We start from the raw sequence: 26,405 nt of genomic DNA, 5'->3' as shown, positions 1-26,405 counted from the left end.
CGCGCCAGTTTTTCTGTAGTAAACGAGTTGATGTAATTAATGAATACACCCTGGTATAAACAATTCTGGCCCTGGTTCCTTATTGCCGTTCCCTTAATTACATTAGTAATGGGTGGCGTGTTATTGAAACTGGCTATTTCAACCGAAGATAGCTTAGTGGTAGACGATTACTACAAAGAAGGTAAAGCGATCAATGCACGGCTCGATAAAGAAGCCATAGCGAAACGCAAGAACATTACAACAGACTTAACCATTACCGATGGCAGTATTTCGGTAGAGTTCCATTCGGGTATTCCAGCAGAAGGAAACGCCCTTAAACTGAACTTTTACCATGTCACCATGGAAGAACGTGATGCGAGTGTATTACTAAGTCGCGATGCGAATGGTATTTACCGCGGCTTTGTTGAAAAAGACCTTACGGGTAAATGGCAAGTTTCGCTTTCTCCTGTTGATGATAGTTGGAAAGTACAAAATACGCTTCGACTTCCCTACTCTGGCGCCATCAAGTTTAACCCGTAATGAGCGAGAATCTTTGTTTCCATTGCGCGTTACCTAACGATGCAACACATAAATACGAAGCAGTAATATTAGGCGAAACTAGGCAGCTATGCTGCCCTGGTTGCCAAGCTGTAGCGCAAGCCATCGTTGATAATGGATTGGAAGATTACTATCAGTTTCGTACTGAACCGGCACAAAAATCTGACGACGGTATTTTAGAAAGCCTTTCTGCGCTTAACGTGTATGACGACCCAGCCCTTCAAGAAGAATTTGTTTTTGATGAAGGCCAACACAAACAAATACAGCTAACCCTTGAAGGCATTACCTGTGCCGCGTGTGGTTGGTTGATTGAAAAACAACTCTCAAAAGTATCAGGCATTGCCCAAGTAGCCGTAAATGTTCAAGAGCGCCGCGCATTAATAACCTGGGAACCCAGTGTTATTAAACTTAGCGAAATACTCACCACATTAAAACGCATAGGGTATGTTGGCTCACCGTTCCACCCCGATGAACATGAAGCTAGCTATAAACGTGAACAAAAATCGTTTATCAAAAAGTTAGGTTTAGCCGGCATTATGACCATGCAGGTAATGATGCTAATGGCTGGGCTTTACTTCGACTGGTTTGGTGCCATTGAGCAAGAAACCCGTCAATACTTCTATTGGGTAGCACTGACCCTTACCACCCCCGTTGTCCTTTATTCAGGTAGCGCGTTCTATTTAGGTGCTTTAAAGGCCATAAGTGCAAGAACCGTAAATATGGATGTGCCGGTCACCCTTGCGGTATTTGGTACCTACTTTGCGGGTTTACGTTCAACCTTGCTAGAGCAAGGTGAAGTGTATTTTGAATCTATATGTATGTTTATCTTTTTACTCCTTTTAAGCCGGTTTTTGGAGCATAGAAGTAGGCACCGTGCGGCACAAATTTCTGCCAACATGATGCAGTATATTCCCGTCTCGGCCGCAAAAATTGAAAGTGATGGAAGTGTTGCTCAGTGTTTGGCGAAGCTATTAATGCCCGATGATGTGGTACTAGTGAAGCCCGGTGAAACCATTCCTGTAGACGGTATTGTGCTAGATGGTACTGCCGCAGTTGATGAGTCTATGCTGACTGGTGAGTTTAACCCGGTTAGTAAATCGGCCAGCCATTTAGTGTATGGTGGTACGGTAAACCAAGATGGCACATTAACGGTTAAAGTGACTCAGAGCTTAAAGCATGCCTTGGTCAATCAAATCGTACGCTTACAAGCCAGCGCGATGGCAAGTAAGCCAAAAGCGGCTCAAATTGCCGATAACTTTTCACGCTACTTTGTTTTCTCTGTGTTACTTATATCTGCATTAACCTACGGTTACTGGTCTTATGTGGGCAGCGAAGAGGCTTTCTGGATCACTATCTCTGTATTAGTGGCAACCTGCCCCTGTGCGCTGGGCTTGGCCACACCTTCGGCGTTAACCTGCGCCATGGCTAAGCTGAATCGTCAGGGCATTTTATTGAAGCGTGCTGATGCGTTAGAACAGCTTACCGATATTGATACCATCGCCCTTGATAAAACCGGCACGTTGACAGAAGGTAAGTTCTCGCTACAACAGCGCTGGTTTGCTAAAGGTGTAGATCCGGTGCAGGTAATGGCGCTTACCGCTTTGTTAGAGTCTCGTTCTGAACACCCTATTGCTCGTGCCTTCGATAACGAAGCTGTTAAGTCACAGAACAAAACCCCACCTAATAAAATTAATGGATTTACGGTTACACCTGGTGGCGGCATTAGTGGTGAGATTAACAATGTGGCTTTCACCATGGGTTCAGCCGTATTTTGTAACTTATCCACCACCGCAAAAGTAGACATACCGGCAAACGTGTTTTTGTGTGCCGATGGCGTATTAATGGCCGCGTTCTGCGTAAATGATAGTTTGCGCCAAGATGCCTTAGCCACCCTCACCGCACTGGATGAACATCAACTCGTAGTACTAAGTGGCGATACACAGAAAAACGTTGATACACTTACTGCCAGTTTACCTATTAACATAGCAAAAGGTGGCTTGTCGCCGGAGCAAAAGTATTCTCAAGTGCACACTTTGCAAAAGCAAGGTCGCAAAGTCATGATGATGGGCGACGGTATAAATGATGCCCCTGTTCTTGCTAGCGCAGATGTGGCAGTTGCCGTAGGAAACGCCACCGATGTAGCGAAAACGGCTGCCGATGTTATTTTGCTAGGCGACAGTCTACTGTCTGTTCCCACCTTATTTTCAGTGGCCCAACAAGCAAAACGTAAAATTCAGCAAAACATCGCATGGTCGGTAGGTTACAATATTATTATTCTCCCCTTTGCGGTGTCAGGGTTACTCTCTCCCTGGATGGCCGTGGTTGGCATGTCACTCAGTAGTATTATTGTGGTCACCAATTCAACTAGGTTATTAAGTAAATAATATGAGTATCATTTACGTATTAATTCCCATCGCTATCATCATTGTTGCGTTGGCGCTGGTTATCTTTTTCTGGGCGGTAAAAACCAATCAGTTTGAAGACCTTGATAGACAGGGCTACAGCATTTTGTTTGATGATGATTTGTCAGGTGATGAAAAGAAACTAGCCGAGCAACGTAAGCAGTTGCAACAACGCAAAGAAACCAATGACAGAGATTAATATATTCTCTGCCTTTTTCATTGGCATTGCTGGCGGCGTGCACTGTGTGGGTATGTGTGGCGGCATAGTTGCTGCACTACGCACAGTAACACCAAGTAATGAAGCCGCTTTGCCCTACACCCTTGCTTATAATTTTGGTCGTATCCTCAGTTATACGTTAGCCGGTGCTATTACAGGCGCTGTTGGCCAAATGGCCACCGAATTTGTGCCAATTGCTAAACCCGTTTTGTCTTTAATTAGTGGCATTATGTTGCTGCTTTTAGCGTGTTATTTAGGTAAGTGGTGGCAAGGCTTAAATTACATTGAAGCAATGGGGCGCGGATTATTTAAAGCTATTCAGCCCTTATCTAAACGCTTCCTACCGTTCAAAAGCCCAGTCTATGCGCTGCCTTACGGTTTTATATGGGGCTGGCTTCCCTGCGGTCTGGTTTATTCAACACTTACATGGTCATTAGCATCAGGCTCTGCCATTGATGGCGCAGCTATTATGCTCTTTTTCGGGTTAGGCACCCTGCCCACCTTGCTAGCGGCCAGTGCAGGTAGTCAGTACCTTATAGCCGGTTTTAGGCACCCCGTGGTAAGGCAATGCTTTTCAGGAATATTGGCTATTTACGCGCTCTTTTTAATTTATGCAGCAATTTCATAAACAAAAGAGTAAGATTATATTAAGTCGACCCTATTTATAGTTTGAACCTATGAGCAAAGGAAGCCAATTCTCAATTCATTGTCAAAATTGCAGTTTCAGTCACTTATGTTTGCCCGTTGCGCTAAACAAGACTGAGATTGAATCTTTAGATGATATTATTGAGCGAAAGAAACCCCTTCACAAGAGTGATTTACTGGTAAAGTCGGGAGATACATTTAACTCTCTTTACGCAGTACGCACCGGCTCTTTTAAGTCTTTCGTCACCAACTCAGATGGTGAAGAGCAGATTACAGGTTTTCACTTTCCTGGCGATATTATCGGCTTTGACGCATTACGGGAAAACAAGCACCAAAGTTATGCTCAGGCATTAGAAACTGCGATGGTGTGCGAATTACCGTATGAAACCCTAGACGAGATGTCAGTTCAGTTCCCCAAGTTAAGACATCAAATAATGAGTTTTATGAGTGCGGAAATTAAACAAGATCATGACCTCATGATGTTGCTTAATAAGCGCTCAGCAGAAGAACGCCTATTGTATTTCCTCTCTCAGCTTTCTCAACGTTTCGAAGAGCGTGGATTTTCAAACAAAGAATTTCACCTTACGATGACGCGAAATGAAATTGGAAATTACCTTGGTTTAACTATTGAAACCATTAGTCGCCTACTAAGCCGTTTTCAAAAAGAAAATATTATTCAGGTGGACGGTAAACTCATTACTATTTTAGATTTTGATGAGATGTCACGACGTTTATCGTCTGTGGTTGCACCTAATATTGCCTGTAATAGCTAATCTTCAAAGCTTTTGATCTAAAACAAGTTACGTAATAGCAAATAGGTATTACACTTAAATTGTAGCAACCAAAATTCTAACGATGTTTGGAGGGGTTATGATTAAGTATGAACGTATTTTAGCGGTCATTGAAGCCGATAGAGATACTCAACCTGCGCTTAGCCGTGCATACGAACTTGCCAAAAAGACAGGGACTTCTGTCACCGCCATGCTGGTGGTTTACGATTTATCTTATGATATGACTACCATGCTCAGCCCTGATGATCGCGAAGCAATGCGTGATGCGGTCACTAAGGAACATGCGGGTTGGTTACGTAAAACCCTTAGCGATTTAGGGTTTGAAAAAACCGATATTGTTGTTGAATGGAACAACCGCGCCTTTGAAGCTGTGGTGCATTACGTAATAGATAACAATATAGACTTGGTTGTTAAAGCAACCAAACGCCATGACGATTTAGCTTCTGTTATTTTCACTCCCACAGACTGGCACCTACTTAGAAAATGTCCCTCCCCCGTATTGTTGGTAAAAGACCATGAATGGCCCGACAATGGTGAAATTATTGCGGCAGTCAATGTAGGCAGTGAAGACGACGAACATGCGCTACTCAACGACAAAATCACAGTTATTGCTAACGATTATGCCGCGCTACTCAGTGGCAACGTAAATTTGGTTAACAGCTATCCTGCTACACCGCTTAATATCGCGATTGAAGTTCCTGAGTTCGACCCTGATACGTACAACAACGCCGTAAAGCACCATCACGAACTTGAGATGAACAAACACAGCGAAAAGTATGCTATTGATAGCGAGCGCTGTTACGTTAAAGAAGGCCTACCTGAAAAAGTCATTCCAAGAATAGCCAAAGATATAGATGCCGAACTGGTGATCATAGGCACGGTTGGCCGAGTTGGTATTTCTGCGGCCCTTATAGGTAACACTGCTGAACATGTTATAGATGAGCTGGTGTGTGATGTACTGGCAATAAAACCAGACGGCTTTATTTCGCCTCTTTCACGCTAATAGATAAGCATTTAAACACAGTCTGTTGGCACGGTTCGCTAGCGTAGCTTTGTAGCTTGAAGCGCTATTGGGTTTAGCCTTTAGCGCTATTGGCATTTTGTAGCAGCCCGTGCCAACAAGATACAAAAAATCTTAACCTCACACATTCAATTTTACTTGATTACTGTATAATGGTTTTTTTCGCAGTAACCAAGCTATTGATATGACCAGTGCAGGCACAAACCGTGCGGACGCTCCGTTAACCGCGTCTCAAAATAAACAAAAATACAGCTTTAACAAGCTACAAAAGCGACTTCGTCGAAATGTAGGCAAAGCGATTGCTGATTTCGGCATGATTGAAAACAACGATAAAGTCATGGTGTGCTTGTCTGGCGGTAAAGACAGTTACGCTATGCTTGATATTCTTATGTTTTTAAAGCGCATTGCGCCAATTCATTTTGACATTATTGCGGTTAACCTCGATCAAAAGCAGCCAGGATTTCCAGAGCACGTACTTCCTGAATACCTTGAAAGTGTAGGGGTAGAGTACAAAATCGTAGAAGAAGACACCTACTCTATTGTTATGGATAAAGTGCCAGAAGGTAAAACCACGTGCTCACTTTGTTCGCGATTACGTCGCGGCATTTTATACAGCACGGCAAAAAAATTAGGCGCCACTAAAATTGCCCTTGGCCATCACCGTGACGACATGCTAGAAACCTTCTTTTTGAACATGTTTCATGGCGGTAAGCTTAAATCAATGCCACCGAAGTTGGTAAGCGATAATGGCGAGCATATTGTGATAAGACCTCTTGCCTATTGCACTGAAAAAGACATTCAGCGTTATTCTGATGCCGTAGAATTTCCAATCATTCCTTGCAACTTGTGCGGCTCTCAAGAGAATTTGCAGCGTCAGAACGTTAAGGCCATGCTACAAGATTGGGATCGCCGTTTCCCTGGGCGTATTGAGTCTATGTTCAGTGCGCTTCAAAATGTAGCGCCGTCGCATCTGGTCGATAAGAATTTGCACGACTTTAAAGGCATCACTACACAGAACGGTCCAGTGGAAGATGGTGATATTGGTTTCGATCCACCCAGCTTCGAGTCACCCAGTGAGCCTACTGACGACACGGTTCAAGTTATCAATTTGATGGAATCAAACTAAATGAAAATAGGTCTAGCATTAGGTGCGGGAGCTGCAAGAGGTTGGACCCACATTGGTATTATTCAAGCATTAGAAAAGCTAGGTATTAAAATTGACGTGGTGGCAGGTTGCTCTATTGGAGCCTATGTTGGTGCTGCCTACGCCAGTGGCAAATTAGAAGGCCTTAAAGAGTGGTCTTGTTCTTTGTCAGATTGGCAGGTGCTTGCTTTGATGGGCGTTGGCTTACGTAGAGGCGGCATTGCTAGCGGGCAAAAAGTGTTTGATAAGCTTGCTAGCGAGTTTTGTGCCCCAACCTACGAAGCAATGGAGAAGCCGTTCGCTTCAGTGGCTACCGATTTGTACACAGGTCGTGAAGTGGTGTTTAGTTCCGGTGAGATTGGCAATACTATTCAAGCTTCGTGTGCTATTCCTGCCCTATTTGCCCCTGTAGCCCATGGCGATCGTTGGTTAGTAGATGGTGCGGTAGTTAATCCGGTGCCTGTTAATCTGTGTCGTCAGCTTGGTGCCGATTTTGTTATTGCCGTGAACCTGAATGCTGATTTCAGGCCCCTTAGGCTTGAGAAACTACGTCTAGATCACGAAGAGAATCAAAGGAAAACAGAAGACTTCTTCACTAAAAGCCAAAACGTGCTTAAGCAGTGGTTCTCACCTGATAGTAAAGATAAAGAAGAAACTGAAACCGACACCGAACATAGCGAACAAAACGAAGGCATTGCTAGCGAAGCTATTGAAGCCATAGAAGAAACGATTTCGCCGCCGCCAAATAAAGTGCCTAGAGGTAACCCTCCAGGAATTTTAAGTGTGATGAGTAGTTCGCTAGAGATACTACAAGCAAGGGTGACACGTTCACGTTTAGCGGGCGATCCGCCAGATATTCTTATCGAACCCCAACTAACCGACGTGGGTATTATGGAATTTCACCGTGCACAAGAGCTATGTGAAAAGGGTGAACAAACTATCACCCGTATTGCTGAGCAAATTAAGTATCAGCTATTAGCTTGATGCCATAGCGGTAACACGAAGGGGGGCTTTCGGTAGCGTAAGCCCTTTATTTTCGTTAATTTCACCTTGTTCTAAGTGAAGTATGCCGTTGTTAATATGCAGGCCCTCTGGGGTTATATAATCCAGATTTTTATCATCAAATTGCAACATCAACCCTTTCACCGTTGGCATTAAGAACGACAAGAAACTGCCCATTTCATTAAAGAAAGCTTCATATTGGCCATAAATAAAATTCAGCTCTTCTTTTGTGTAACTGGCGGTTAGGTAGCTGCTTTTTGTTTCTAGCTGCACCGACATATCACACACATTAGCCGCTTCAGTTAAATCTATTCGCACGTAAGCATTTGCTAATTTTAGCGCTTTTTCTGTAGGTACAGTGAAGCGGTACTCATCGCTAATCTCTAACGGCATAGTTTGTTTGTCAGTGACTATTTCAGCATTGTTAATTTCACATAAACGCCCTTCACCAACACGCAGAAAACCAAAAGCGAATTGCAGGGCTTGAGTATCTTCGTTATCCAGCTTTTTTACGTGGCTATAAAAGCGGCTGTATTCAACATTAACCATTTCGGCGGCAACGCTAGAGGTGAGTAATGCGCCTAAAAGCGCGCAAGCTATACGTTTCATTCAGTTAAGAACTCCTGGTTAAACCGGATCATGGTTTGTAATTCGTCTACATAGGCCGCGCCACGCTCAGAGTAGTTCATTAACCCCTCTGCCAAGGCGACGCCTGTAATGGGGATTTGATTTGCCCTTAACCGCTCTCTGATTTCTCGTAAATCGGTGTAGGCATCGTGCCTATTAAGGTTTCGCATATAAGTATAGGTAGCGCGAGAAAGGCTTGAAAACTTGGCTACCTCGTGCGTTGCGCCGGCATTTCGTTTACCTGGTACAAAGCCACAGCCTTTCACAAAGCACCATATACCAAAGAAGTTATAGCCTTTTTTGGCAAAACGACTGGTGCCCCATGCCGACTCATTCGCCGCTTGAACCAGCACCAATTCAGCAGGCAAAATATCAATTTTATGCAGCAAGGCAAGCAAGCGAGAGGTTAGCGGTTGGTCTGCCTTTACTCGGTACTCAGTTTGTAGCCACTCAAGACGGCTAATATCATCGTCAGTTAGCGGCTCTTCGTTTAAAGCCTTACGATACAAGGTTTGTATGTAGTGTCTAAGCGTAAGTAAATATGCATTTTGTTTTTCAACTTCAGGGCGTAAGTAATCAAAAAAGGCAGTCTTTTTTTCTTTAACGTCGGTATAAGCAGAAAAATCGGGAACAGGTTTAGTCGCTTCAGGTGTTTCAGGAATATCTAAAATATCGGGTTCGCGCTTAGTCAGTATAAGCGCGTTAATGACTATGACTGCTAATACAGCAATAGTAATTAAAACAATTTTTAGGGTTTCCCGTTTATGCATCGAAGCTCGACTCATTCGTTTTATTTTGAACAGTGTGGCTTGGTGTTGGTTCGCCCTCTTCACCAATCATCTCTTCATACAACAAGCCTAGCATACTGAAATACAGGGGTAGAACCCACACAAGAGACAAACCTAGTGTTAACGGAACCGTGATAAATAATATAATGAAGACGGCAAAAACACCGGTTAACGGTGCCCAATATGCATTGAATACGCGGCACGATAAGATAATAGCGCGTAGTGGAGTTAACGATTTGTCGGCAACTAGCATCAGTGAAAAAGAGGTGGCCATCCATAAATACACACCGGGTGCGAATAACAACACCAAGCCGATTTGTACCACTATGCCATTCACCAGCTGTGTAAGCGCTAATGCGAATATTAAAGAGATGTAGCTGAAAATAGAAAATACCGTGGTCTTTTGACCTCTGGCGTGGCTTACCCCCATCATGTATAACCCGCCAATAAGCGGTGCAACAATGAAAATAGCGACTATTTCAATTAACGATTGGTGTTCAAAAACAAAAGTGCCATCGTCATTAAAAATGATGAACTTCTGAGCAACAAAACCAAGTGCGACAAACGTGAGAAATAAAACCAATGATGCTTGGAATAGGCTTGAAAAATTTGCTTTCACCAAACCATTAGCGCGGGAAAACAACGATTTAATATCGAAATCGTACTGCTTTGAAAGTGTTCTTTCTAGCTTGCTAGATGGCTGGTTATCTTTAAAAGGCATTTTATTGTCTGCCACACGTTCCTCTACTGCTGCTATCGAATTTAACCGCCGCATTATACATAAATATGGCGGTTAACCCCAATAACCACGCATTAGTTGATTAAATGTAATGCCTAGCGATTAGTTTCGAAGAATCGATCTCTGAGCGAAATGTTAGCCCAAAACTAATTTTGCGGCCAAACCAACCAATAAAACACCCATCGCGCGGTCGAGCCAGTACCCTTTTTTACCAATAAGTTGAGCAATTTTACTGGTGCTAAGTAGGTAGGATAAAAAGCAAAACCAAAGCCCTGTTGCGATAGCTAAATATATGCCATAGCCAAGTTTGATTGAAAAAGGCGTGTCGATATCAATAATAGCGGTGAAAAGTGATAAGAAAAACAAAGTCGCTTTAGGATTTAAACCATTCGTTAAAAAGCCAATCCAAAGTGCTTTTTGAGCAGAAATTAGTGGGCTAGCTTTGCTGTTATTAGCTGCCTCGGTGTTAGCTCGCCTGTTTTCAACAGAGTTATCTATATTATTTACCGCAGCCTCGCCTTCTACTGGTGGTTGGCTAGGCCCGCTTTTTAGTGCGCCATACGCAAGATATAAAAGATAACCTGCAGCAAGATAACTAAAGGTTTTAAACAGCCATGGCGTGCTGGCTATTACCACGCTTAATCCCACTAATGAATACCCAACGTGCAGCAAAATTGCGAGTCCAATGCCAATGCTGGTATAAATAGCAATACGGCGACCATACGCGAGGCTATTTCGAACGACTACTGCAAAGTCAGGGCCTGGACTAGCCACTGCAACAAGGTGTACTAGGGCAATGGTCAAAAATTCATTAAGGTAAGGCATGGGTTATTTCTATTACTCTGTATTTTTAAGCGCTCAGTTTACGTGAGCCTAAGTGCTAGTGAATAGGCTTTAGCGGTTTTTATCATTAAATCATCGGTTTATCTACAAATCATATTCTTCAATTAACCGAGCAACAAACTCTGGAACTATTTTAGTGGCACTACCGCTAATAGATTCATCGAATAAATAGTTGTTCGCACTGGGCTCTAAATTCAGTTCAATACATTTGGCGCCAGAATCTTTGGCATTAATCACAAACCCAGCGGCAGGATAGACATTACCTGAGGTTCCAATGGCTAAGAAGATATCGGCATTGGCAATAGCTTGGGCAATCTCATCCATATAAAGGGGCATTTCGCCAAACCATACAATGTCCGGCCTCAGTGTTGTGGTGTTACAGCAACCACAAAGACTCTGACCATCAAACGTTGTATAGCATTCGAATGTTTTATTCGTCGTTTCGCAGCGGCTAGACAGTAATTTTCCATGCATGTGCAAAATACGTTCACTACCCGCCCGTTCATGCAAATCGTCCACGTTTTGTGTAACCAACGTAAGTTGGCCTTTTAAAGCGCGTTCAAGTGTTGCTAGCGCTTCATGGGCTGCATTTGGCATAACAGCAGCGTTGGTGAGTTGCAGCCTTCGTTCATTGTAAAATCGATATACAAGGTCAGGGTTTCGAGCAAAAGCTTCGGGCGTAGCCACGTCTTCCACACTGTGCTCTTCCCATAATCCGTTGTTGTCGCGAAATGTTTTTAATCCAGACTCGGCAGAGATACCGGCACCCGTTAACACTACAACGCGAGGGGCTATACTCATAAGCTCAATTCCTTTGAAAGTTATACACGTAACACGACTACCCTAACTTACATGATATTGTTAATCAGTCACCACTGGAAAAGTTGCATTTGCTCCCCATTCAGACCAAGAACCGTCGTAAATAGCAACATCACTTGCTCCACACATAAGTGCAGCAACACCCACAATACACGCGGTGACCCCTGAACCACAGGTACAGATAATCGGCTTCGACAAATCAATGTCGGCGTTGGCAAAAACGCCTTTTAATTCTTCAACGCTTAAGAAAAAGCCATTATCTAACAGCGCTGTGAATGGAAGATTGTAAGCGCCGGGCATATGCCCAGAACGAACCCCAGGGCGAGGCTCTGCCACTTTTCCGTAAAACCGAGCTTCACTTCTGGCGTCGACCAGTTGCGCATCGGTATTAATCGCTTGAATAACCGCGGAGCTATTAACGAACCATTTGCTCTGCGCATCACTTTCATACTTAAAATGTGAGGGAATTCGTTGTTCTGATACCGGTAAGCTTTTATCTTCCCAGGCTACTTGGCCGCCATTTAACAATTTTACGTTCTCATGCCCCATGGCCTTAAGCATCCACCAAACACGAGGGGCGCTGTACATGCCTCGGGTATCGTAAACCACGACAGACGATCGTTCGGTCAAACCTTGTCGCCCTAAGTACAAAGCAAAGTCAGATTCGGTTGGCATACTATGGGGGAAACCAGTGGTGTGATCACTGCCCTCGCCGTCTAAGTCTATATCCACAGAGTTTGGCAACACCATAGCATCACGAGAATCAGGCGTTTTGGTAACCGGGTCATCCATAACCGCACGCACTAAAATGATGGGTTCATCTTGCAGTTGCGTGGCAAGTTGTTGAACATTAACTAACATCGACATATCACTCTCTCCATTGAAATGCCCACGTAACGCAGTGGGCATTACTGGTTTGAGCTATTTACGCTTAATTACAAAGCAGCCATTGCTGAATCGTAGTTTGGTTCTTCAGTGGTTTCAGCCACTTGCTCGGTATAAAGTACCTTACCGTCGGTATCAATCACAACTACTGTTCGTGATAGCAGACCAGTTAGCGGCATTGAAGTGAACGCAACACCATAGTCGTCACCAAAGCTTGTACGGAAAGTAGAACCGGTAATAACATTTTCAATACCTTCAGCACCACAGAAGCGGCCAGCTGCAAACGGTAAGTCAGCGGATACACAAATAACTTGTGTATTGTCTAGACCAGCGGCTTGTTCATTGAATTTACGCACTGACGTTGCACATGTACCCGTATCCACAGAAGGGAAAATGTTAAGAATAACGCGTTTACCCTTAAGATCAGCGAGGGTTACTTCACCTAAATCCGCTTTAACTAATGTGAAGTCTGGGGCTTGCTGCCCAACTTCTGGAAGCGAACCTACAGTTGAAACTGAATTACCTTGAAACGTAACTGTTGCCATGTTTTTCTCCTTGGGTTTTGATTGCTTAACCTTATAGTTAAGCGCGAATGCACGCAAGACAAGGGTTACTTAACTTGCGCCTTTGCAAATTCAATTTTGTGACTTAAATGGGGCTTCCCTTTTAAGTATTGATGTCGAAAAATACTGAAGTATTTGGCTAGCGCCGTAGCCGCTTCAACCTCACCTGCCAAATCTAACACGTTTATTCCCACCTCTGCAGTGCAATGCTGGAATTCCCGTGTAGATTCACGCAACAAGTAATTAGACGATATTTCTGGGGATACGCCCAGCACTGGAAAATTATCAAGGTACGGGCTTTTTCCAAACATTTTTCGCGCTTCACGCCACGTACCGTCTAAAAAAATAAACAACGGAATTTTATCTGTTTTAGCTTCTGGCTTGGGTATGCAGCGTTCTGGCTCAGCATACTCGTGGGGAAATATAATAATGGGTTGATATTTAGGGTTGTTGAGCAACGCCAATAAATCCGCTTCAGGCTCTGTTCTGCGCCATACAAACGCGTAATTTTCTGCTACCACATCCGCAATTAACCTTCCTGTGTTGGTAGGCTTGTAGTACTCACCCTTATACATGATGAAGAGTACCGCACAGGATGCTTGTGGTTCAGGCTTATCAGCACAAATACATGCGTTTACCGGCAACAAACAAATATCGCAACGGATAACTTTACTACCACGGGCATTGAATGCTCGCTTGGCACGTTTAAGCTCAGACGTTCTAAGCGATAAAATGGAATTAATATGTGAAGGCACGCAGTAAACTCAATCAGATTAAGACGATATGGTAGCACAGAGCGTGACTTACCGTTCCCCCTTATAACGCGAAAACCCTATAACTCATATTGCCATTTCATCACTTGCTACGTTCCGAAACAAAATCCCCAATGTTTTAGAATAATTGATTTCTTTGAAAACAATTCATAAAACAGCACATTATGTAAACAGAAGGTTAACGGAAGGTTGGAAAATTTCATTGAATCTATGGTTATTGTGAATTTGTAATATTTTAACGAATGCTGTGTACAAGTTTTCCATAACCTTAATAAAATTTTGGAGAATTGAAATGGCTATAGATGTCACCCCTAACACCGTCGCGACCAACGCACTTCAAGCACTAGATTTTAGTTCACTTATAGGCGGGCCGATGGACGCAATAATCAAAGCTCAAGCTCTGGCAGCGAAAACCACCTATGAATTTATAAATGAAGTCTGTTTGACTATTGACCCCGATACAAACGAAAAGAAGCCGGTGAACGTCGTATTTACATATAACAATAACGGCCAAGAAGCCACATTAACGGTTCCTTTACTTGTTATTTTAACCATCCCTAGTATTGAAGTTTCAGAGTTTACGATTGATTTCATCGCAAACATATCTGCTGGTTCGTCATCTACTGAAGAAACTAGCTCAGACACTGAACTGGGAGTTGATGCATCAGCAGAAGCATCACTGGGTATAGGTCCTTTTAGTATTAAGGTTAAAGCAGAAGCTAATTATTCATCAAAACAGCATTCTAAAGCCGCACAAGAATCAAAGTACTCGGTTGAGTATACGATGAATGTAAATGTTAAAGGTGGCCAATCAGGTATGCCTACAGGCCTGCAAACCGTGCTTAATATCTTACAAGGTAGTGCAACAACAGTTGGAGTGGATGAGCAGGTATTAATTACCCCTGCTAATCTGAATATTGACAGAACGCCAAATGGGACTATCCAAGTCACCATGACCGACACTCAAGGGCGAAATGTTAAATCAGGTAAAGTTACCATTACTCCCGTCGGTGAAAATCCTTTCGAGTCAATTACCTTGATTAAGGGTAATGATCACGAAGAATTACAAGCTGAAGTAAATAACTTGGTAAGTGGTAAAAGACTAAATGTAACCAAGGACTTGATTAAAGCATTTAGGCGTAGAGATACAGGTCCTGAGACAAATGATGCAGATGCAGTCACAGGTTATACAAACAGGAAAGGCGTAGTTCAATTCCTTGTTACATTGTCAGAAAACGCGGTTGATTCTCAGGGAAAACTGAAAATAGAAGCGATGGTACCTATCGCAAATTCTGACAAGACTGAGCAAGAGATCATTGATTACACATACACCGTGGTCACGAACACTGACCCTGTCGTTGAGGTAGAGAATCCCCCACCTCAAGGAACAAAAACGAGCTCAAAAGGCAAAGCTAAAGGATAAATATGCACTGAAACATTGATACGTTAATTAAGTTTAAATTCCTACTTACTAGGGGGGAGTAATTATGTCGGACATTTTGGAATCGGTTCTATCTTCGATATTGATAGATATGATCAACGCTCAAAACCAAGCTAATATTCGTTCGGCAGTTATTGCCGAAAGCTATGTTGGATTGAATCGTAAGCATGAACTACTTCAGTACTTTGCTGTACCCACAGCGAATATAAAATCCTTTGATTTCGAGCTTAAATTTGGGCTTGAACAAACAGATTCACTAATCGGTGAGGGTATGAGCAAAGAACTGAGTGAATTGATTCATTCTGAGCTAAAGGCGTTTATTCAATCGTCATTGCAACATCACCAACTGCCAATTGAAGATGCAGATGCATTAAAAGCATTCATTTCATCAATTTGGAAGCGTGATGAGACAATCCCCCCTGCTTCTTTAAAATTTCAAAATAACAAAAAGTTAATTGACGATATTCGACAGTTTATTAAATCGCTACAACAATTAGTTCATGATTTTAGCGAGTCGAAACCGCTACTAGAAGTAAACGAATCTAATTCAGGTCTAAAGGCGTTACTTACTATCAGCGACCTTAATTCATATAACGATGACATACTCTGCTCAATCAACGTGAAAGCAGAAGTAGCCGGTATGAAAGCTGGATATGCAGATAAGGTAGGTGCTGAGGGCGGTGACGAAAATTCAAAACGAAAAATTTTCTTAGCAGGTACCTAGTATGGATAATTTTACCGAAGAGACTGTAATGTCGAATCTTTTCACTTTTGAGAAATTAGTCGAGTTTCCATTAACTTCGATTATTGAGTCGAGTGCTAACGGAAACAATACAACGCTAAATTTCTTAAATGAGTACTGCTTCACAAACACGAATGGAAAACGCGAAGCTGTTAAATTTGTATTTTACTATGATTATGTAAAAGGTGGAGCAGCTCAAACAATGCGGGTTGAAATACCCATCATATCCTTGATCACCATACCCTATTACACCATTAACTCAGCCCAATTCGAAATGGGCATTAACATACTAAGTTGGGTCGATGTATCGACCAAAACATGGGAGCAAGCGGATGAAAGTAAAAATGATAAAAAATTAATAGCTATGTTAGGGCCGTATGAATCTTCATCGTCTAAAGAAGACGCTCAGTCTGCTGAATCAACGCAGTACAGTAAAGTTAATACCAACATGAAGGTGAAAATGGATGTCGTTTCGTCAGATTTACCGTCAGGAATTTTACAACTACTAAATGTATCTAGCCAAGGCGTCGAAGGACATATTGCTTATGATTTAAAAATCAAGTCGAACACTTCTAGGCTATTAATGGATCAGGAGGAGGTTCCACTAACGTTAACATTAGTAAAAAACAATGATGAGTTTAATGACAGCTTAGCTGAAAGTGATGATATGGATTTAGTACCCTTAACGGTAACCTTAATTCCAAATGAAAAAGTAGAGTTAGAAAAGACTTTCGGTAAGAAAATCACCGTTGATAGTGGAGACATCGTGGGAAGTAGCTCTATAGAAAAAGTGCAAGTTCTCACAAACACGAGTGGAGAAATAAAAGTTACGTTTCATCCTACCCTCAAAGAAGTGACAAACGGATTTATAAACGTATCGAGCCCATTAACGTCTAATATTAAAATTTACTTTAGGATATTAAAATCATGATTAATACTCAAAATACAGCACCCGGAATACCATGTCCCACAGAATCCTGTGGCCACAATATAAAGGTTTCATTACAAGATCTACTTTTTCAGAAGGTAGTAAAATGCCCTCACTGTTTAGTAGAACTAACAATGAATAGAGAAGCATCTAAAGAAACGATATCCGCCATGGCAGAGCTACATAATGCGTTGGAAAGTGCCGAAGCGGCCAAAACGTTTACAGGCAATTCTGTACGCCACCCATAAACTAAATAAATCTGTTTCGTTTTTTTCTGAAAATACTATTTTAGACACAGATAGTGAATTAATGTTAGTGCGAAATAATTTATCGAAGTTTGGTAATACAGATAACTGCACGAAAAAAAGCTGAAACTGTTTTGAAATTAATCTTTAAAGAAATGGTGCCCGGGGCCGGACTTGAACCGGCACGTCATTACTGACGAGGGATTTTAAATCCCTTGTGTCTACCAATTTCACCACCCGGGCATCGGGGTAACCTTTCGGTTGGGGTGTCAGGCGTAGAAACCTGTTGTAGCATTAAAGCATTATGGAGGCGGAACCCGGAGTCGAACCGAGATCCACGGATTTGCAATCCGCTGCATAGCCATTCTGCCATTCCGCCGTAATACTAGACTTTGGAGCGGGAAACGAGATTCGAACTCGCGACCCCGACCTTGGCAAGGTCGTGCTCTACCAACTGAGCTATTCCCGCATTTAAAGCCTTACATTTCGTTTCGTTGTTGCCGTCTCGAAATGTGCGGTGAATTCTACCTGTAACGCTGAAAGTGTCAATACGAAAAACAAGGAAATATGCATTTTTGTGATCGTTTGCTACATTTTTATTCACATTGCTCAATAGACGATCAAATCTTATCTTTTAAACCCGCACTTAGGTGTGGCCACGCAGCACGTGAGTAGATAATCATTGACCAAATTGACAGCACTGCAGCGATATAAAGTAAAATATGTCCTAGGGTTACCCAATAAAGTGGAATGCCCATAAACGATTCAAGGCCAGACAATAATCCAATAATGGCTAACATTTGTGCAGTTGTTTTTGCTTTGCCAATAAATGACACTTTTACCGCTTCCCTCACGCCATTTTGTCCCATCCACTCTCTAAGCGCTGAAACGTAAATTTCACGCACTAATAATGCAATGGCTGGAATGGTTATCCATAAACTGCCGTAACTGTGGGTAATCATTAATAGTGCCGCCCCAACAATGAGCTTATCGGCAACAGGATCGAGGAAAGCACCAAAAGGCGTAGATTGTTCAAGTTTTCGGGCTAGGTAACCATCGAACCAATCGGTAATAGCCGCAAGCCAGAAAATAAATGCGCCAGCTTCGTGGGCCCAACGCCAATCAAGAAAATAAACACCAACAAACACAGGAATAAGGATTACTCTGAATAGAGTAATTAAATTTGGAACCGTCCACATAAATACATCTCAAAATTTTCGCCTATCATAGGCAGGTTTAGCGCGGCTTTTCTTAAGCCTTCAATTTTTAACAGATTACCGCAATTTACGTATTAATGCGCGTATTGGATGAGATTAAAGATGAAGATGGTCGTATATGGTGTCAGCTAACTCTTTGCTAATACCTGGTACGCTGGCAATTTCATCCTTGCTGGCCTTTTTAAGCCCTTGCAGCCCGCCCATGTATTTCAACAGTGTTTGGCGACGTTTAGCCCCTACCCCAGGTATGGTTTCTAAACTTGATGTGGTTTTAACCTTTTGACGGCGGTTTCTGTGCCCTGTAATAGCAAAGCGGTGAGATTCATCTCGAATATGCTGAATAAGATGCAATGCGGGTGAGTGGCTATCCATAGGCACAGTATCGTGGCTATCGGCCAATATAATAGTTTCTAATCCCGGCTTACGAGTGGTGCCTTTCGCCACCCCTAATAACATAGGCTTTTTATCATGAGGCCAATCTTCAAAGAAAGTTTCAGCCTGAGATAACTGCCCTTTGCCGCCATCAATAAGCAGCAAGTCTGGAATTTTTTGTACTTCTTTAACCGATTTATAGCGACGTTTTAGCGCTTGTGCCATGGCCGCGTAGTCATCGCCAGGGGTAATGCCTTCAATATTATAGCGGCGGTAATCGCTTTTAAGGGGGCCTTCACGATTAAACACCACGCAGGATGCCACCGTTTGTTCGCCTGAGGTGTGGCTTATATCGAAACATTCCATACGCTGCAGTGGCGCATCTAACTCAAGCGCCGTTTCTAAATCGAGATAACGGGCAAATACCGATTTTTGTTCGCCATACTGGGCTTCTAGTGCAGTTTCTGCGTTGGCCTGTGCCAATTCTAGGTAGCGACGTTTCTCTTCACGTGCACCTTTGAAGAAATTCACACGGTAGCCAGCTTCACTGCTAAGTAAATCGGCAATCGCTTCTTCATCAGACAACGCACTGGCAAATACCATTTGTTTAGGTATAAGTTTGTTGCCCGCTAAATAAAACTGCAATAAGAAGGATTCGAATATTTCTTGTTCATCGGCAGTGTTCGGCACTTTAGGGAAAAACGCTTTGCTTCCTAAAAGTTGGCTGTCACGAATAAACATCACTTGAATACACGCCATATTGCCTTTCACCGCAAAGCCAAATACATCCATTTCGTCTTGAGTACCGGCCACCCATTGGCGCTCTTGTACTTTGCGAAGCGTATTGATTTGATCGCGATAACGCGCTGCAGCTTCAAAGTTTAGTGCTTCGCTGGCCTTTTCCATTTTATCAACCAAGGTACCAATCACTTGTTGGTTTTTACCTTTAAGGAATAGCCTAGCAAGGTCTATCTGCTCGTTATATTCTTCGTCGCTAACGTAGCCTTCAACACAGGGGGCACTGCATCGTTGCATTTGATATTGCAAACAGGGGCGACTTCTTGCGCGATAGTAACTGTCTTCACACTGACGTACTGGAAAAATACGCTGCATAGAACGCAAACTTTCACGAACTGCACCCGCACTAGGATAAGGACCGAAATATTCGCCCTTTTTCTTTTGCGGACCACGGTGAAACGATAAGCGTGGGTGCTGGTGATCAGATAGGAATATGAAGGGGTAGGATTTATCGTCACGCATGACCACGTTGTAACGCGGCTTGTACTTCTTAATGAAGTTGTTTTCTAGCAAAAACGCTTCTGTTTCGCTGTTTACAACGGTGACATCCATATTGGCAATTTGCATTACCAATGAGCGTGTTTTTGCATTATCGACATTCATTCGAAAATAGCTAGAAACACGCTTTTTAAGGTTCTTTGCTTTACCTACATAAATCACTTCTTCCTGGGCGTTATACATTCTGTATACGCCAGGCTGAGAAGTTAAATTTTTGAGAAACGCTGCGGAATCAAATGCAGACATACAGGCCTAAAGCAAATTCGAATCGATGAGTTTGTGGCGAAGCGCTAAGTGGGTTAATTCCACATCAGTGGTTACGCCTAACTTTTCAAACATACGATAACGGTATGTATTGACGGTTTTTGCGTTAATGCTTAGTTCAGTAGCAATATCAGGTACACGTTTGCCCTTGGTCAGGCGAAGCGCAATACTTAACTCTCTATCTGATAAATCATTGAACGGGTTGTCTGAATTTGGGGAAAGCTTATCGATGGCAATGCTGTTCGCAACTTCACTATCGATATACTTTTGCCCAGCAACCACTTTATGAATGGCTCGAATAACTTCTTCAGGTTCAGCATCTTTAGTTAAAAAACCAAAGGCACCTGCATTCATTACCTGCATAGGAATGGGGCTTTCTTTATGCATAGACAAACATATCACGCGGGTGTTCTCTGACATCCGCACAATGCGTTTGGTAGCTTCTAGCCCGCCAATGCCGGGCATATTTACGTCCATGAGTACCACATCTGGTGCGTTTTTTCGACATAGCTGTACGGCATCTTCGCCATTTTTAGCTTCAGCTATGATTGAAAAATCTACGACATCTTCCAGAATTCGGCGGATCCCTCTTCTGACCAAATCATGGTCATCTGCTAGGATTATCTTTATCACATGTATCTCACTGACTACGGTTTGCTTTCAAACAGAAAAGATCCGTAACCGTGGTGAATTCCACCAGTTACTTACCAATCATGCGTTCGTATCATACCACGACTACCGACTAGGTAAACTTTTCAGTGTAAATTTGTAGTAAGGAGATGTATAAAAACAATCATTAACGGACCTGATTGGTCAATAAAGGTACAGCACCGACATTTTAGCGAATAGCAGGTAAATCAAACCACAGTGCAAGCACATCATCATTGGCTAACACTACTATTTTCTGTTTAGCGCCTAACCCGATGGCATCGCCTTTCGTTAAGGTTGTCATTTTATCGGATTTTACGTCGTTAACCGTTAATTCTCCTTTCACAATGTGCAAATAGCCCGCCCCCAAGGTTGCTGTAGATTCAACGGTTAAGTCAAAACTTTCCCCTTGGCTAAGGGCCAGTTTGCTAATGCGCGCTTCTTGATTAATTTTTAACGAGCCGTCTTGTCCAGACTCACTAACTAGCAGCTCTAACCCTTTTTTATCACTCACCGACTTTTGTAAATAAGCAGGCTGAACACCGGTAACGTTAGGCTCAATCCAAATTTGAATAAAATTAACTTCCTCAGAATCAGATGCATTCATTTCAGAATGCCGAATACCCTTTCCTGCACTCATCACTTGAATATCACCAGCAGGGATAACATAGTCGTTCCCAGTACTGTCTTTATGTTTTAGCGCACCGCTGACCACAAAAGAGATAATTTCCATGTCACGATGCCCATGGGTTTCAAAGCCTCTACCCGCTTGTACGATATCGTCGTTAAATACCCTTAATGCAGAGAACCCCATATGATTGGCGTCATAATACTGTCCGAATGAAAAGCTATGTTTGCTGTTTAGCCAACCAAGATTGATGTTACCCCTTTCACTACCTTTACGAATGTATTGCATACTTAAATCCTTACATCGACTTTCATTTCCAAGCACCACTAGGGTGCTTGTATTCGATAATTAACTTTCAATACACAATATTGTAGTACCTAACCTGCGGGATAAAATTAGCGAAATTAGCACCGTTCATTCGTTTTTAGAGAATGAATAGATTGGGGGAAGGCCTAGGCTCACGTAAATTTGGCTTAGGTTTAGGGTTTGGTATTAGTAATCCTTCGCGCAGAACTACGACTACGTTGAAAGCGATAACTTATTAAGAAAACAATCTTAGTAGCGCCGTTTTTATAGCACTGGGATGGCAGGCTAAATTAAGACGCAAATAACCTGGAGCGTTAAAGCTTGCTCCATCTACGCCAATAACCCCTCGCTTACAGACTTCAACGAAAGTGTCATTTACAAAGCGTTGGTTCAAATTCAGCCACAAGAAATAACCAGCTTCGCCCAACGTAAAGGGTATTGTCGGGCTCAGTATATTCATTAACGCTTTCGTGTATTGTCGATTGAACGCAATAGCTTTTAGCACACACGCCAACCAATCATCAGCTTTTTCGTAAGCTGCAATGAGTGCAACTTTTGCTACGGGTGACGCCTCAAGATGGCAGCTGTCTATTTCTCGGGCAAACTTATCCCGCAATTCATCATTTGCGATAATGGCATACGACGCAGCGGGAATAGCTGATAAATTAAATGCTTTACCAGCACTGTTTATTCGAATAATTGTGTCTTGCGCAAATTGGCTATCTATCGCAAACGGTTTAATGGCACTCGTATTATTTCCATAATGCGTAATATGCTTGGTGTTGCTCTTGGTATTAGCAGCAGAATTAACAGTAGTATTAGCCATTGTATCGGTATTAACAAAGCCGAACTCACTGTGCACTTCATCTAGAATTAGCGTGATATTGTGAGTTTTACAAAAGCGGGCAATTTCATGCTGGAGCGATTCACTGAGCACTGTGCCTGTGGGGTTATTCGGGTGGCAAAGTACAAAGGCGCTACAATCTTCATCTAACAACGCCGTTATATTTTTTTCTAAACCTTTTTCATCACCTGCATCAGATCTGCCTTCATCACCAAGCTCGTTAGCATTGCTATCACTAATACTAATGTCATCAATACTAACATCAACCAGCGCTAGCCCTTGCGCCGCAATTCGTTCTCGAAGTGGGCCATAGGTAGGCGATAGCACCATGACTTTATCGCCCTTTGTCGTGCACACCTTCAAAGCGGTATCGACTGCCGCCATAACACTTGCCGTACTCACTACCGAATTGGCAGTAATGACCGCACCTTGCTTAGCGTAACGCGCTGCCACCACCTCCCCAATATCAACTGATTGATATCCATAATGGGACGATACATATGCCGATATGGCATGGGCGATGTGTTTTGATGGCGCTGTGTCCATATCAGCTATCCACATGCTTACTGCGTTTTCTGGAGCATGAGGGAAGCGAGACGAAAGAGACGAAAACTTTAGGCGGTTGTTGCTTACTTGAACATCGCCATAGTCGCCATTGACGTTGCGATTATCGTTGTCGTCATGTTTGTCTTCAATGTCACCGTGACACAAAGGTGTGTGCCACAGCGTTGAAAATTCATTAAATTCCTCAGAAAACAGGTTGTCGATATCGTCAACCTGTTGTTTCAACGCTGCGTTTGTATTTAAGCCGTTGCCTTTAATTTGTTCGGCGTCAGCCAAAGCGCCTTCCTTGCGTGCTTTCATTAATTACCTTAATTAGCTGTTGGCACAGAACATAAAGCTCAAACGCTGTACACGCACAATGCTATCGCTTTTTAAACACGTTAAATTCAGACAGTGTATGCTGAAATTTACGCTTCGTTTCACGAATAACAAAAGGTATTTCAGTGGGCGCCCCTACTCGCTCAAAGCTTTCTTTAAGGGTTGCTTCCAAAGCTTCCGTAGATGTTAGGGTTTCACCGTTCTCATCTTTGTAACCCCCTAACCATTCACTACGCTCTGTGTATTCTTCTAACCACGTAAATGGTGAAGCTATTACCAGCAAGCCGCCAGCATTTAGCCTTGCAGTAACATCGTTCAATACTTTCTTAGGGCTATACACTCTATCAAGCAAGTTACCCATAAAGATTAAATCGTAGCCTGTAAATTGAGGCTTCAAATTACACGCATCGCCTTGGGCAAAGTGTACTTTCTCCGCAGATTCCGCTAAGCCCATGTTGCTTAACTTACGCGCTTTAAATGACGTAAGTTCGCCCTCTTCAATAAGGTTATAGCGAATTTCGCCACGTTCTTGCATGGCAACGGCGGTTTTAATAAACCGAGCAGAAAAATCGATACCATCAACGTGATCAAAATAGGTAGCTAACTCAAACGACGAACGCCCTACCGCACAGCCTAAGTCTAGCGCTTTGCCGCCTTTGTTTTCCGGCATGTGGCTTAAACAAAAATGCGCACTGGCTTTAGCGAAGTTTTCTACATTGAAGTAAGTGTCACCGTAGTGGAATTCACTGTATTGTGATACCTGTGTATCGCTTTCGTAATCCAAATCATTTACCTGTATGGGTAGCGCAGCTTCTACATAGCGAAAGCCTGCGTGTTGAAAGAAGTGACGGCGAAACGCATAACGGCTTTGTGCCATTGCCTCGTTCCCCGTAGATATCCAGCTTCCGCCTTTAATAAGGTTGTGTTTGTTGTCGAAGGTAGGCGTGGTGAAATCGTCGTACAGCGGGTGCACTTTAAACCCATCAAAGGGGTAAATTGGCGTTTCAGTCCACTGCCATACGTTGCCAACTACATCGTAAAAAACACCGCTTTGGTTAACATCAACCGGCTCACTAGACGCATACTTGCTTAACGCAATATTATAGCCGTCTGAATAGGTATTTTCGGTACCGCCTGCAAACTCACGTAAACGTAGCCATTCATCTTCAGTTGGAAGACGAATTAACGAACCCGTCTGCTCGCTTTTGTAATTACAGAAAGCTTTGGCTTCATGGTAATTCACATCCACGGGCCAATTAAGCGGTAACGGAAACGCTTCTAGCATACTGCGATACAAATAACCGTTATCAGTCTTTACCCAAAAAGTCGGGTGAGCTGCTTTCGTGTACTCGCGCCACTTATTGCCCTCTTCTTCCCAATATTCGGAGTTTTCATACCCGCCAGCTTCTACAAACGCTAAGAACTCGGCATTACTAACAACAAATTGACTCGCTTTAAATTCCGTAACGTTTGCCTGATGATGACCATATTCGTTGTCCCACCCATACAAGGCGTCGTTCCATTGCTTGTTACATGTGACGTCGCCACTTGGCACATCAATTAATGTATTGGTAGGTGCACTGGATGAAACCTTACATCTAGGCCAATTTTCGTTGTCGGGTTTCACTTGGCTTATGGGTAGTTGACGAATAAGTACCGAGGATGTTTCTAAATGAATGCGTTCATGTTCAATACCCATCACTAGCGGCCACATTGGGCTCTCCCAATTAATAGGCATACTAAAATCGAGGGTTTCTATTACCGATAACACGAGATCCCGCACTTGGCGGCGGTATTGACGCACTTCATCAACAGAAGGCCATGCGTAGTTTTCGTCGTTGAGATCATCCCAGCTCATTTCGTCTACACCAATGGCAAACAACGACTCGAATCTCGGGTTGATACGCTCAGTAATGGTTTTGGCCAGAATAAGTTTATTGATAAAAAAAGTAGCGGTATGGCCGAAATAAAAGATAAGTGGATGGCGAAGCTTTTCAGCACGCTGAAAATAGGCTTCATCGCTTGCTAGGCAAGTAAATAGGTTTTCGTAAGTATCAAACGAATCGGTAAAATACGCTTTGATTTCCTCACGCTTTTGCTCAACACTACCCTGACTCAAATTGAGCGTACTCATAGCCTGCATATCAATCCTCTATATTTATTCTTTTTCGTCAGTGGGCGTAACGGGTTGTCGCTGCGTTCCACTTACACTTTCGTTTTAAGCATTAGCACTGTAATGAGTTATAACCTCTAAGTAATAACCTCTATATATCACTTACTATACACCTTAATTGCAATTGGACATTAGAGTGAAGCCCAGACCACACAACTGCAATCTAATCGATTTCTACAAGTCTCAACAAGTGTACCTATTTACAACGGTCATAATATACAAAGCTAATAGTTAATCGTTTTTATCAGAATTATGTGACCAGTATGCGACTGACTCGTGAGCCTTTCTTAATTTCTCACTTTGTTTTATTAATGTTGGTCAGCCGGACACATTAGCCATAATGAATGTAGTAATTTTATAAGAGCTTATTACAAACTATAGACAGAGGAAGATCAGAAAAACTTTCAAGGAGTTGCAGTACTTTTTTACCGCCATTGGTTGTTTGTTAGTGCTTATATTAACGCAGTAGCGCTACCTAGTGGCTAGAACGCCTCCTATCCTTAATTATAGTTGTAGAATCATGAATTTTATTTAATTAAACATTCACAAATTTTTACGCGGTTCAATACTGCTTGATTTGGTATTAAGGCACTTTATTTCAGGCACAAAAAAACCCGCAACAA

General features: G+C 42.7%; 25 protein-coding genes and 3 tRNA genes. 11 read left to right on the top strand and 17 right to left on the bottom strand.

Annotated features, from left to right (window positions below):
* The first annotated feature begins 39 nt into the window (after positions 1-39).
* From J8L84_RS17760 to J8L84_RS17725, 8 genes are all read left to right on the top strand, one after another.
* On the top strand, positions 40-519 hold the full coding sequence (locus J8L84_RS17760; RefSeq protein ID WP_211071864.1) for a FixH family protein: 480 nt from the start codon (positions 40-42) through the stop codon (positions 517-519).
* Entirely contained in the window at positions 519-2,921 is a 2,403-nt protein-coding gene (locus tag J8L84_RS17755) for a heavy metal translocating P-type ATPase (RefSeq protein ID WP_211071863.1), read from the top strand. The genes J8L84_RS17760 and J8L84_RS17755 overlap by 1 nt, the downstream gene beginning before the upstream one ends.
* A 1-nt stretch (position 2,922) precedes the next feature.
* Positions 2,923-3,138, top strand: coding sequence for a cbb3-type cytochrome oxidase assembly protein CcoS (gene ccoS / locus J8L84_RS17750; RefSeq protein ID WP_211071862.1), 216 nt, complete (start codon positions 2,923-2,925; stop codon positions 3,136-3,138).
* Positions 3,125-3,784 (top strand): sulfite exporter TauE/SafE family protein, encoded by a 660-nt coding sequence (locus J8L84_RS17745; protein ID WP_211071861.1) that lies wholly within the window; start codon positions 3,125-3,127, stop codon positions 3,782-3,784. The genes ccoS and J8L84_RS17745 overlap by 14 nt, the downstream gene beginning before the upstream one ends.
* Before the next feature lie 49 nt (positions 3,785-3,833).
* Positions 3,834-4,574 carry a fumarate/nitrate reduction transcriptional regulator Fnr gene (gene fnr / locus J8L84_RS17740; RefSeq protein ID WP_211071860.1) on the top strand — a complete coding sequence of 247 codons (741 nt, stop codon included), beginning with the start codon at positions 3,834-3,836 and terminating at the stop codon, positions 4,572-4,574.
* A 97-nt stretch (positions 4,575-4,671) separates the two neighbouring features.
* Entirely contained in the window at positions 4,672-5,595 is a 924-nt protein-coding gene (gene uspE, locus J8L84_RS17735; protein WP_211071859.1) for a universal stress protein UspE, read from the top strand.
* A 202-nt stretch (positions 5,596-5,797) separates the two neighbouring features.
* Positions 5,798-6,739, top strand: a complete 942-nt coding sequence (gene ttcA / locus J8L84_RS17730; RefSeq protein ID WP_211071858.1) for a tRNA 2-thiocytidine(32) synthetase TtcA — start codon at positions 5,798-5,800, stop codon at positions 6,737-6,739.
* A complete protein-coding gene (locus J8L84_RS17725) occupies positions 6,740-7,741 on the top strand; it encodes a patatin-like phospholipase family protein (RefSeq protein ID WP_211071857.1) in 1,002 nt (333 codons plus the stop codon).
* Here J8L84_RS17725 and J8L84_RS17720 read toward each other — a convergent pair.
* The 8 genes from J8L84_RS17720 to J8L84_RS17685 form a co-directional block, all read right to left on the bottom strand.
* The gene (locus J8L84_RS17720) at positions 7,733-8,368 is read right to left on the bottom strand and encodes a DUF2987 domain-containing protein (protein WP_211071856.1); all 636 of its coding nucleotides are present in this window, start codon (positions 8,366-8,368) and stop codon (positions 7,733-7,735) included. The genes J8L84_RS17725 and J8L84_RS17720 overlap by 9 nt on opposite strands.
* On the bottom strand, positions 8,365-9,156 hold the full coding sequence (locus tag J8L84_RS17715; RefSeq protein ID WP_211071914.1) for a glucosaminidase domain-containing protein: 792 nt from the start codon (positions 9,154-9,156) through the stop codon (positions 8,365-8,367). Before J8L84_RS17715 ends, J8L84_RS17720 begins: the two co-directional genes overlap by 4 nt.
* Entirely contained in the window at positions 9,149-9,910 is a 762-nt protein-coding gene (locus tag J8L84_RS17710) for a stress protein (protein ID WP_348771849.1), read from the bottom strand. The genes J8L84_RS17715 and J8L84_RS17710 overlap by 8 nt, the downstream gene beginning before the upstream one ends.
* A gap of 138 nt (positions 9,911-10,048) precedes the next feature.
* Positions 10,049-10,738, bottom strand: a complete 690-nt coding sequence (locus J8L84_RS17705; RefSeq protein WP_211071855.1) for a LysE family translocator — start codon at positions 10,736-10,738, stop codon at positions 10,049-10,051.
* 102 nt (positions 10,739-10,840) lie between these two features.
* A complete protein-coding gene (gene cobB / locus J8L84_RS17700; protein ID WP_211071854.1) occupies positions 10,841-11,557 on the bottom strand; it encodes a Sir2 family NAD+-dependent deacetylase in 717 nt (238 codons plus the stop codon).
* Positions 11,558-11,617: 60 nt separating this feature from the next.
* Positions 11,618-12,442, bottom strand: a complete 825-nt coding sequence (locus tag J8L84_RS17695) for a sulfurtransferase (RefSeq protein ID WP_211071853.1) — start codon at positions 12,440-12,442, stop codon at positions 11,618-11,620.
* 68 nt (positions 12,443-12,510) lie between these two features.
* Positions 12,511-13,005 carry a thiol peroxidase gene (gene tpx / locus J8L84_RS17690; RefSeq protein WP_057791866.1) on the bottom strand — a complete coding sequence of 165 codons (495 nt, stop codon included), beginning with the start codon at positions 13,003-13,005 and terminating at the stop codon, positions 12,511-12,513.
* A gap of 65 nt (positions 13,006-13,070) precedes the next feature.
* Positions 13,071-13,778 carry a tRNA-uridine aminocarboxypropyltransferase gene (locus tag J8L84_RS17685; protein ID WP_211071852.1) on the bottom strand — a complete coding sequence of 236 codons (708 nt, stop codon included), beginning with the start codon at positions 13,776-13,778 and terminating at the stop codon, positions 13,071-13,073.
* Between the two features lie 310 nt (positions 13,779-14,088).
* On the opposite strand from J8L84_RS17685, the gene J8L84_RS17680 reads away from it, so the two are divergent.
* The 3 genes from J8L84_RS17680 to J8L84_RS17670 all read left to right on the top strand — a co-directional run bounded on the left by J8L84_RS17680 (position 14,089) and on the right by J8L84_RS17670 (position 16,910).
* Complete coding sequence (locus J8L84_RS17680) at positions 14,089-15,219, top strand: DUF2589 domain-containing protein (protein WP_211071851.1); 1,131 nt, start codon at positions 14,089-14,091, stop codon at positions 15,217-15,219.
* Positions 15,220-15,283: 64 nt separating this feature from the next.
* The gene (locus J8L84_RS17675; RefSeq protein WP_211071850.1) at positions 15,284-15,961 is read left to right on the top strand and encodes a hypothetical protein; all 678 of its coding nucleotides are present in this window, start codon (positions 15,284-15,286) and stop codon (positions 15,959-15,961) included.
* Position 15,962: 1 nt separating this feature from the next.
* Complete coding sequence (locus J8L84_RS17670; RefSeq protein ID WP_211071849.1) at positions 15,963-16,910, top strand: DUF2589 domain-containing protein; 948 nt, start codon at positions 15,963-15,965, stop codon at positions 16,908-16,910.
* A gap of 398 nt (positions 16,911-17,308) precedes the next feature.
* On the opposite strand, the gene J8L84_RS17665 is transcribed toward J8L84_RS17670, so the two are convergent.
* The 9 genes from J8L84_RS17665 to ovoA form a co-directional block, all read right to left on the bottom strand.
* Positions 17,309-17,395, bottom strand: a tRNA-Leu gene (locus tag J8L84_RS17665).
* A gap of 62 nt (positions 17,396-17,457) precedes the next feature.
* A tRNA-Cys gene (locus J8L84_RS17660) sits at positions 17,458-17,531 on the bottom strand.
* Positions 17,532-17,545: 14 nt separating this feature from the next.
* Positions 17,546-17,621 (bottom strand) — tRNA-Gly (locus J8L84_RS17655).
* Positions 17,622-17,772: 151 nt separating this feature from the next.
* On the bottom strand, positions 17,773-18,351 hold the full coding sequence (pgsA, locus tag J8L84_RS17650) for a CDP-diacylglycerol--glycerol-3-phosphate 3-phosphatidyltransferase (protein WP_057791898.1): 579 nt from the start codon (positions 18,349-18,351) through the stop codon (positions 17,773-17,775).
* Positions 18,352-18,465: 114 nt separating this feature from the next.
* Entirely contained in the window at positions 18,466-20,283 is a 1,818-nt protein-coding gene (gene uvrC / locus J8L84_RS17645; RefSeq protein ID WP_211071848.1) for an excinuclease ABC subunit UvrC, read from the bottom strand.
* A 6-nt stretch (positions 20,284-20,289) separates the two neighbouring features.
* Positions 20,290-20,934: a UvrY/SirA/GacA family response regulator transcription factor gene (gene uvrY / locus J8L84_RS17640; RefSeq protein WP_061997299.1), complete on the bottom strand. Its 645-nt coding sequence runs from the start codon at positions 20,932-20,934 to the stop codon at positions 20,290-20,292.
* A gap of 205 nt (positions 20,935-21,139) precedes the next feature.
* On the bottom strand, positions 21,140-21,865 hold the full coding sequence (locus tag J8L84_RS17635) for a pirin family protein (RefSeq protein ID WP_211071847.1): 726 nt from the start codon (positions 21,863-21,865) through the stop codon (positions 21,140-21,142).
* A gap of 253 nt (positions 21,866-22,118) precedes the next feature.
* Entirely contained in the window at positions 22,119-23,591 is a 1,473-nt protein-coding gene (locus tag J8L84_RS17630) for an aminotransferase class I/II-fold pyridoxal phosphate-dependent enzyme (RefSeq protein WP_211071846.1), read from the bottom strand.
* A 61-nt stretch (positions 23,592-23,652) separates the two neighbouring features.
* Positions 23,653-25,752, bottom strand: a complete 2,100-nt coding sequence (gene ovoA, locus J8L84_RS17625) for a 5-histidylcysteine sulfoxide synthase (RefSeq protein ID WP_211071845.1) — start codon at positions 25,750-25,752, stop codon at positions 23,653-23,655.
* Positions 25,753-26,405 lie beyond the last annotated feature (653 nt).

It is taken from the genome of Alteromonas sp. MMG017 (genome assembly GCF_018100795.1).
Lineage (GTDB): Bacteria > Pseudomonadota > Gammaproteobacteria > Enterobacterales > Alteromonadaceae > Alteromonas.
Note: the sequence above shows the minus strand (reverse complement) of the source record. Positions and strands in the feature narration are given on the sequence as shown.

Coding starts and splice junctions, on each gene's coding strand:
- J8L84_RS17760 (WP_211071864.1), top strand. CDS start 40: ATGAATACACCCTGGTATAAACAATTCTGGCCCTGGTTCCTTATTGCC.
- J8L84_RS17755 (WP_211071863.1), top strand. CDS start 519: ATGAGCGAGAATCTTTGTTTCCATTGCGCGTTACCTAACGATGCAACA.
- ccoS (WP_211071862.1), top strand. CDS start 2,923: ATGAGTATCATTTACGTATTAATTCCCATCGCTATCATCATTGTTGCG.
- J8L84_RS17745 (WP_211071861.1), top strand. CDS start 3,125: ATGACAGAGATTAATATATTCTCTGCCTTTTTCATTGGCATTGCTGGC.
- fnr (WP_211071860.1), top strand. CDS start 3,834: ATGAGCAAAGGAAGCCAATTCTCAATTCATTGTCAAAATTGCAGTTTC.
- uspE (WP_211071859.1), top strand. CDS start 4,672: ATGATTAAGTATGAACGTATTTTAGCGGTCATTGAAGCCGATAGAGAT.
- ttcA (WP_211071858.1), top strand. CDS start 5,798: ATGACCAGTGCAGGCACAAACCGTGCGGACGCTCCGTTAACCGCGTCT.
- J8L84_RS17725 (WP_211071857.1), top strand. CDS start 6,740: ATGAAAATAGGTCTAGCATTAGGTGCGGGAGCTGCAAGAGGTTGGACC.
- J8L84_RS17720 (WP_211071856.1), bottom strand. CDS start 8,368: ATGAAACGTATAGCTTGCGCGCTTTTAGGCGCATTACTCACCTCTAGC.
- J8L84_RS17715 (WP_211071914.1), bottom strand. CDS start 9,156: ATGCATAAACGGGAAACCCTAAAAATTGTTTTAATTACTATTGCTGTA.
- J8L84_RS17705 (WP_211071855.1), bottom strand. CDS start 10,738: ATGCCTTACCTTAATGAATTTTTGACCATTGCCCTAGTACACCTTGTT.
- cobB (WP_211071854.1), bottom strand. CDS start 11,557: ATGAGTATAGCCCCTCGCGTTGTAGTGTTAACGGGTGCCGGTATCTCT.
- J8L84_RS17695 (WP_211071853.1), bottom strand. CDS start 12,442: ATGTCGATGTTAGTTAATGTTCAACAACTTGCCACGCAACTGCAAGAT.
- tpx (WP_057791866.1), bottom strand. CDS start 13,005: ATGGCAACAGTTACGTTTCAAGGTAATTCAGTTTCAACTGTAGGTTCG.
- J8L84_RS17680 (WP_211071851.1), top strand. CDS start 14,089: ATGGCTATAGATGTCACCCCTAACACCGTCGCGACCAACGCACTTCAA.
- J8L84_RS17675 (WP_211071850.1), top strand. CDS start 15,284: ATGTCGGACATTTTGGAATCGGTTCTATCTTCGATATTGATAGATATG.
- J8L84_RS17670 (WP_211071849.1), top strand. CDS start 15,963: ATGGATAATTTTACCGAAGAGACTGTAATGTCGAATCTTTTCACTTTT.
- pgsA (WP_057791898.1), bottom strand. CDS start 18,351: ATGTGGACGGTTCCAAATTTAATTACTCTATTCAGAGTAATCCTTATT.
- uvrC (WP_211071848.1), bottom strand. CDS start 20,283: ATGTCTGCATTTGATTCCGCAGCGTTTCTCAAAAATTTAACTTCTCAG.
- J8L84_RS17635 (WP_211071847.1), bottom strand. CDS start 21,865: ATGCAATACATTCGTAAAGGTAGTGAAAGGGGTAACATCAATCTTGGT.
- J8L84_RS17630 (WP_211071846.1), bottom strand. CDS start 23,591: ATGAAAGCACGCAAGGAAGGCGCTTTGGCTGACGCCGAACAAATTAAA.
- ovoA (WP_211071845.1), bottom strand. CDS start 25,752: ATGCAGGCTATGAGTACGCTCAATTTGAGTCAGGGTAGTGTTGAGCAA.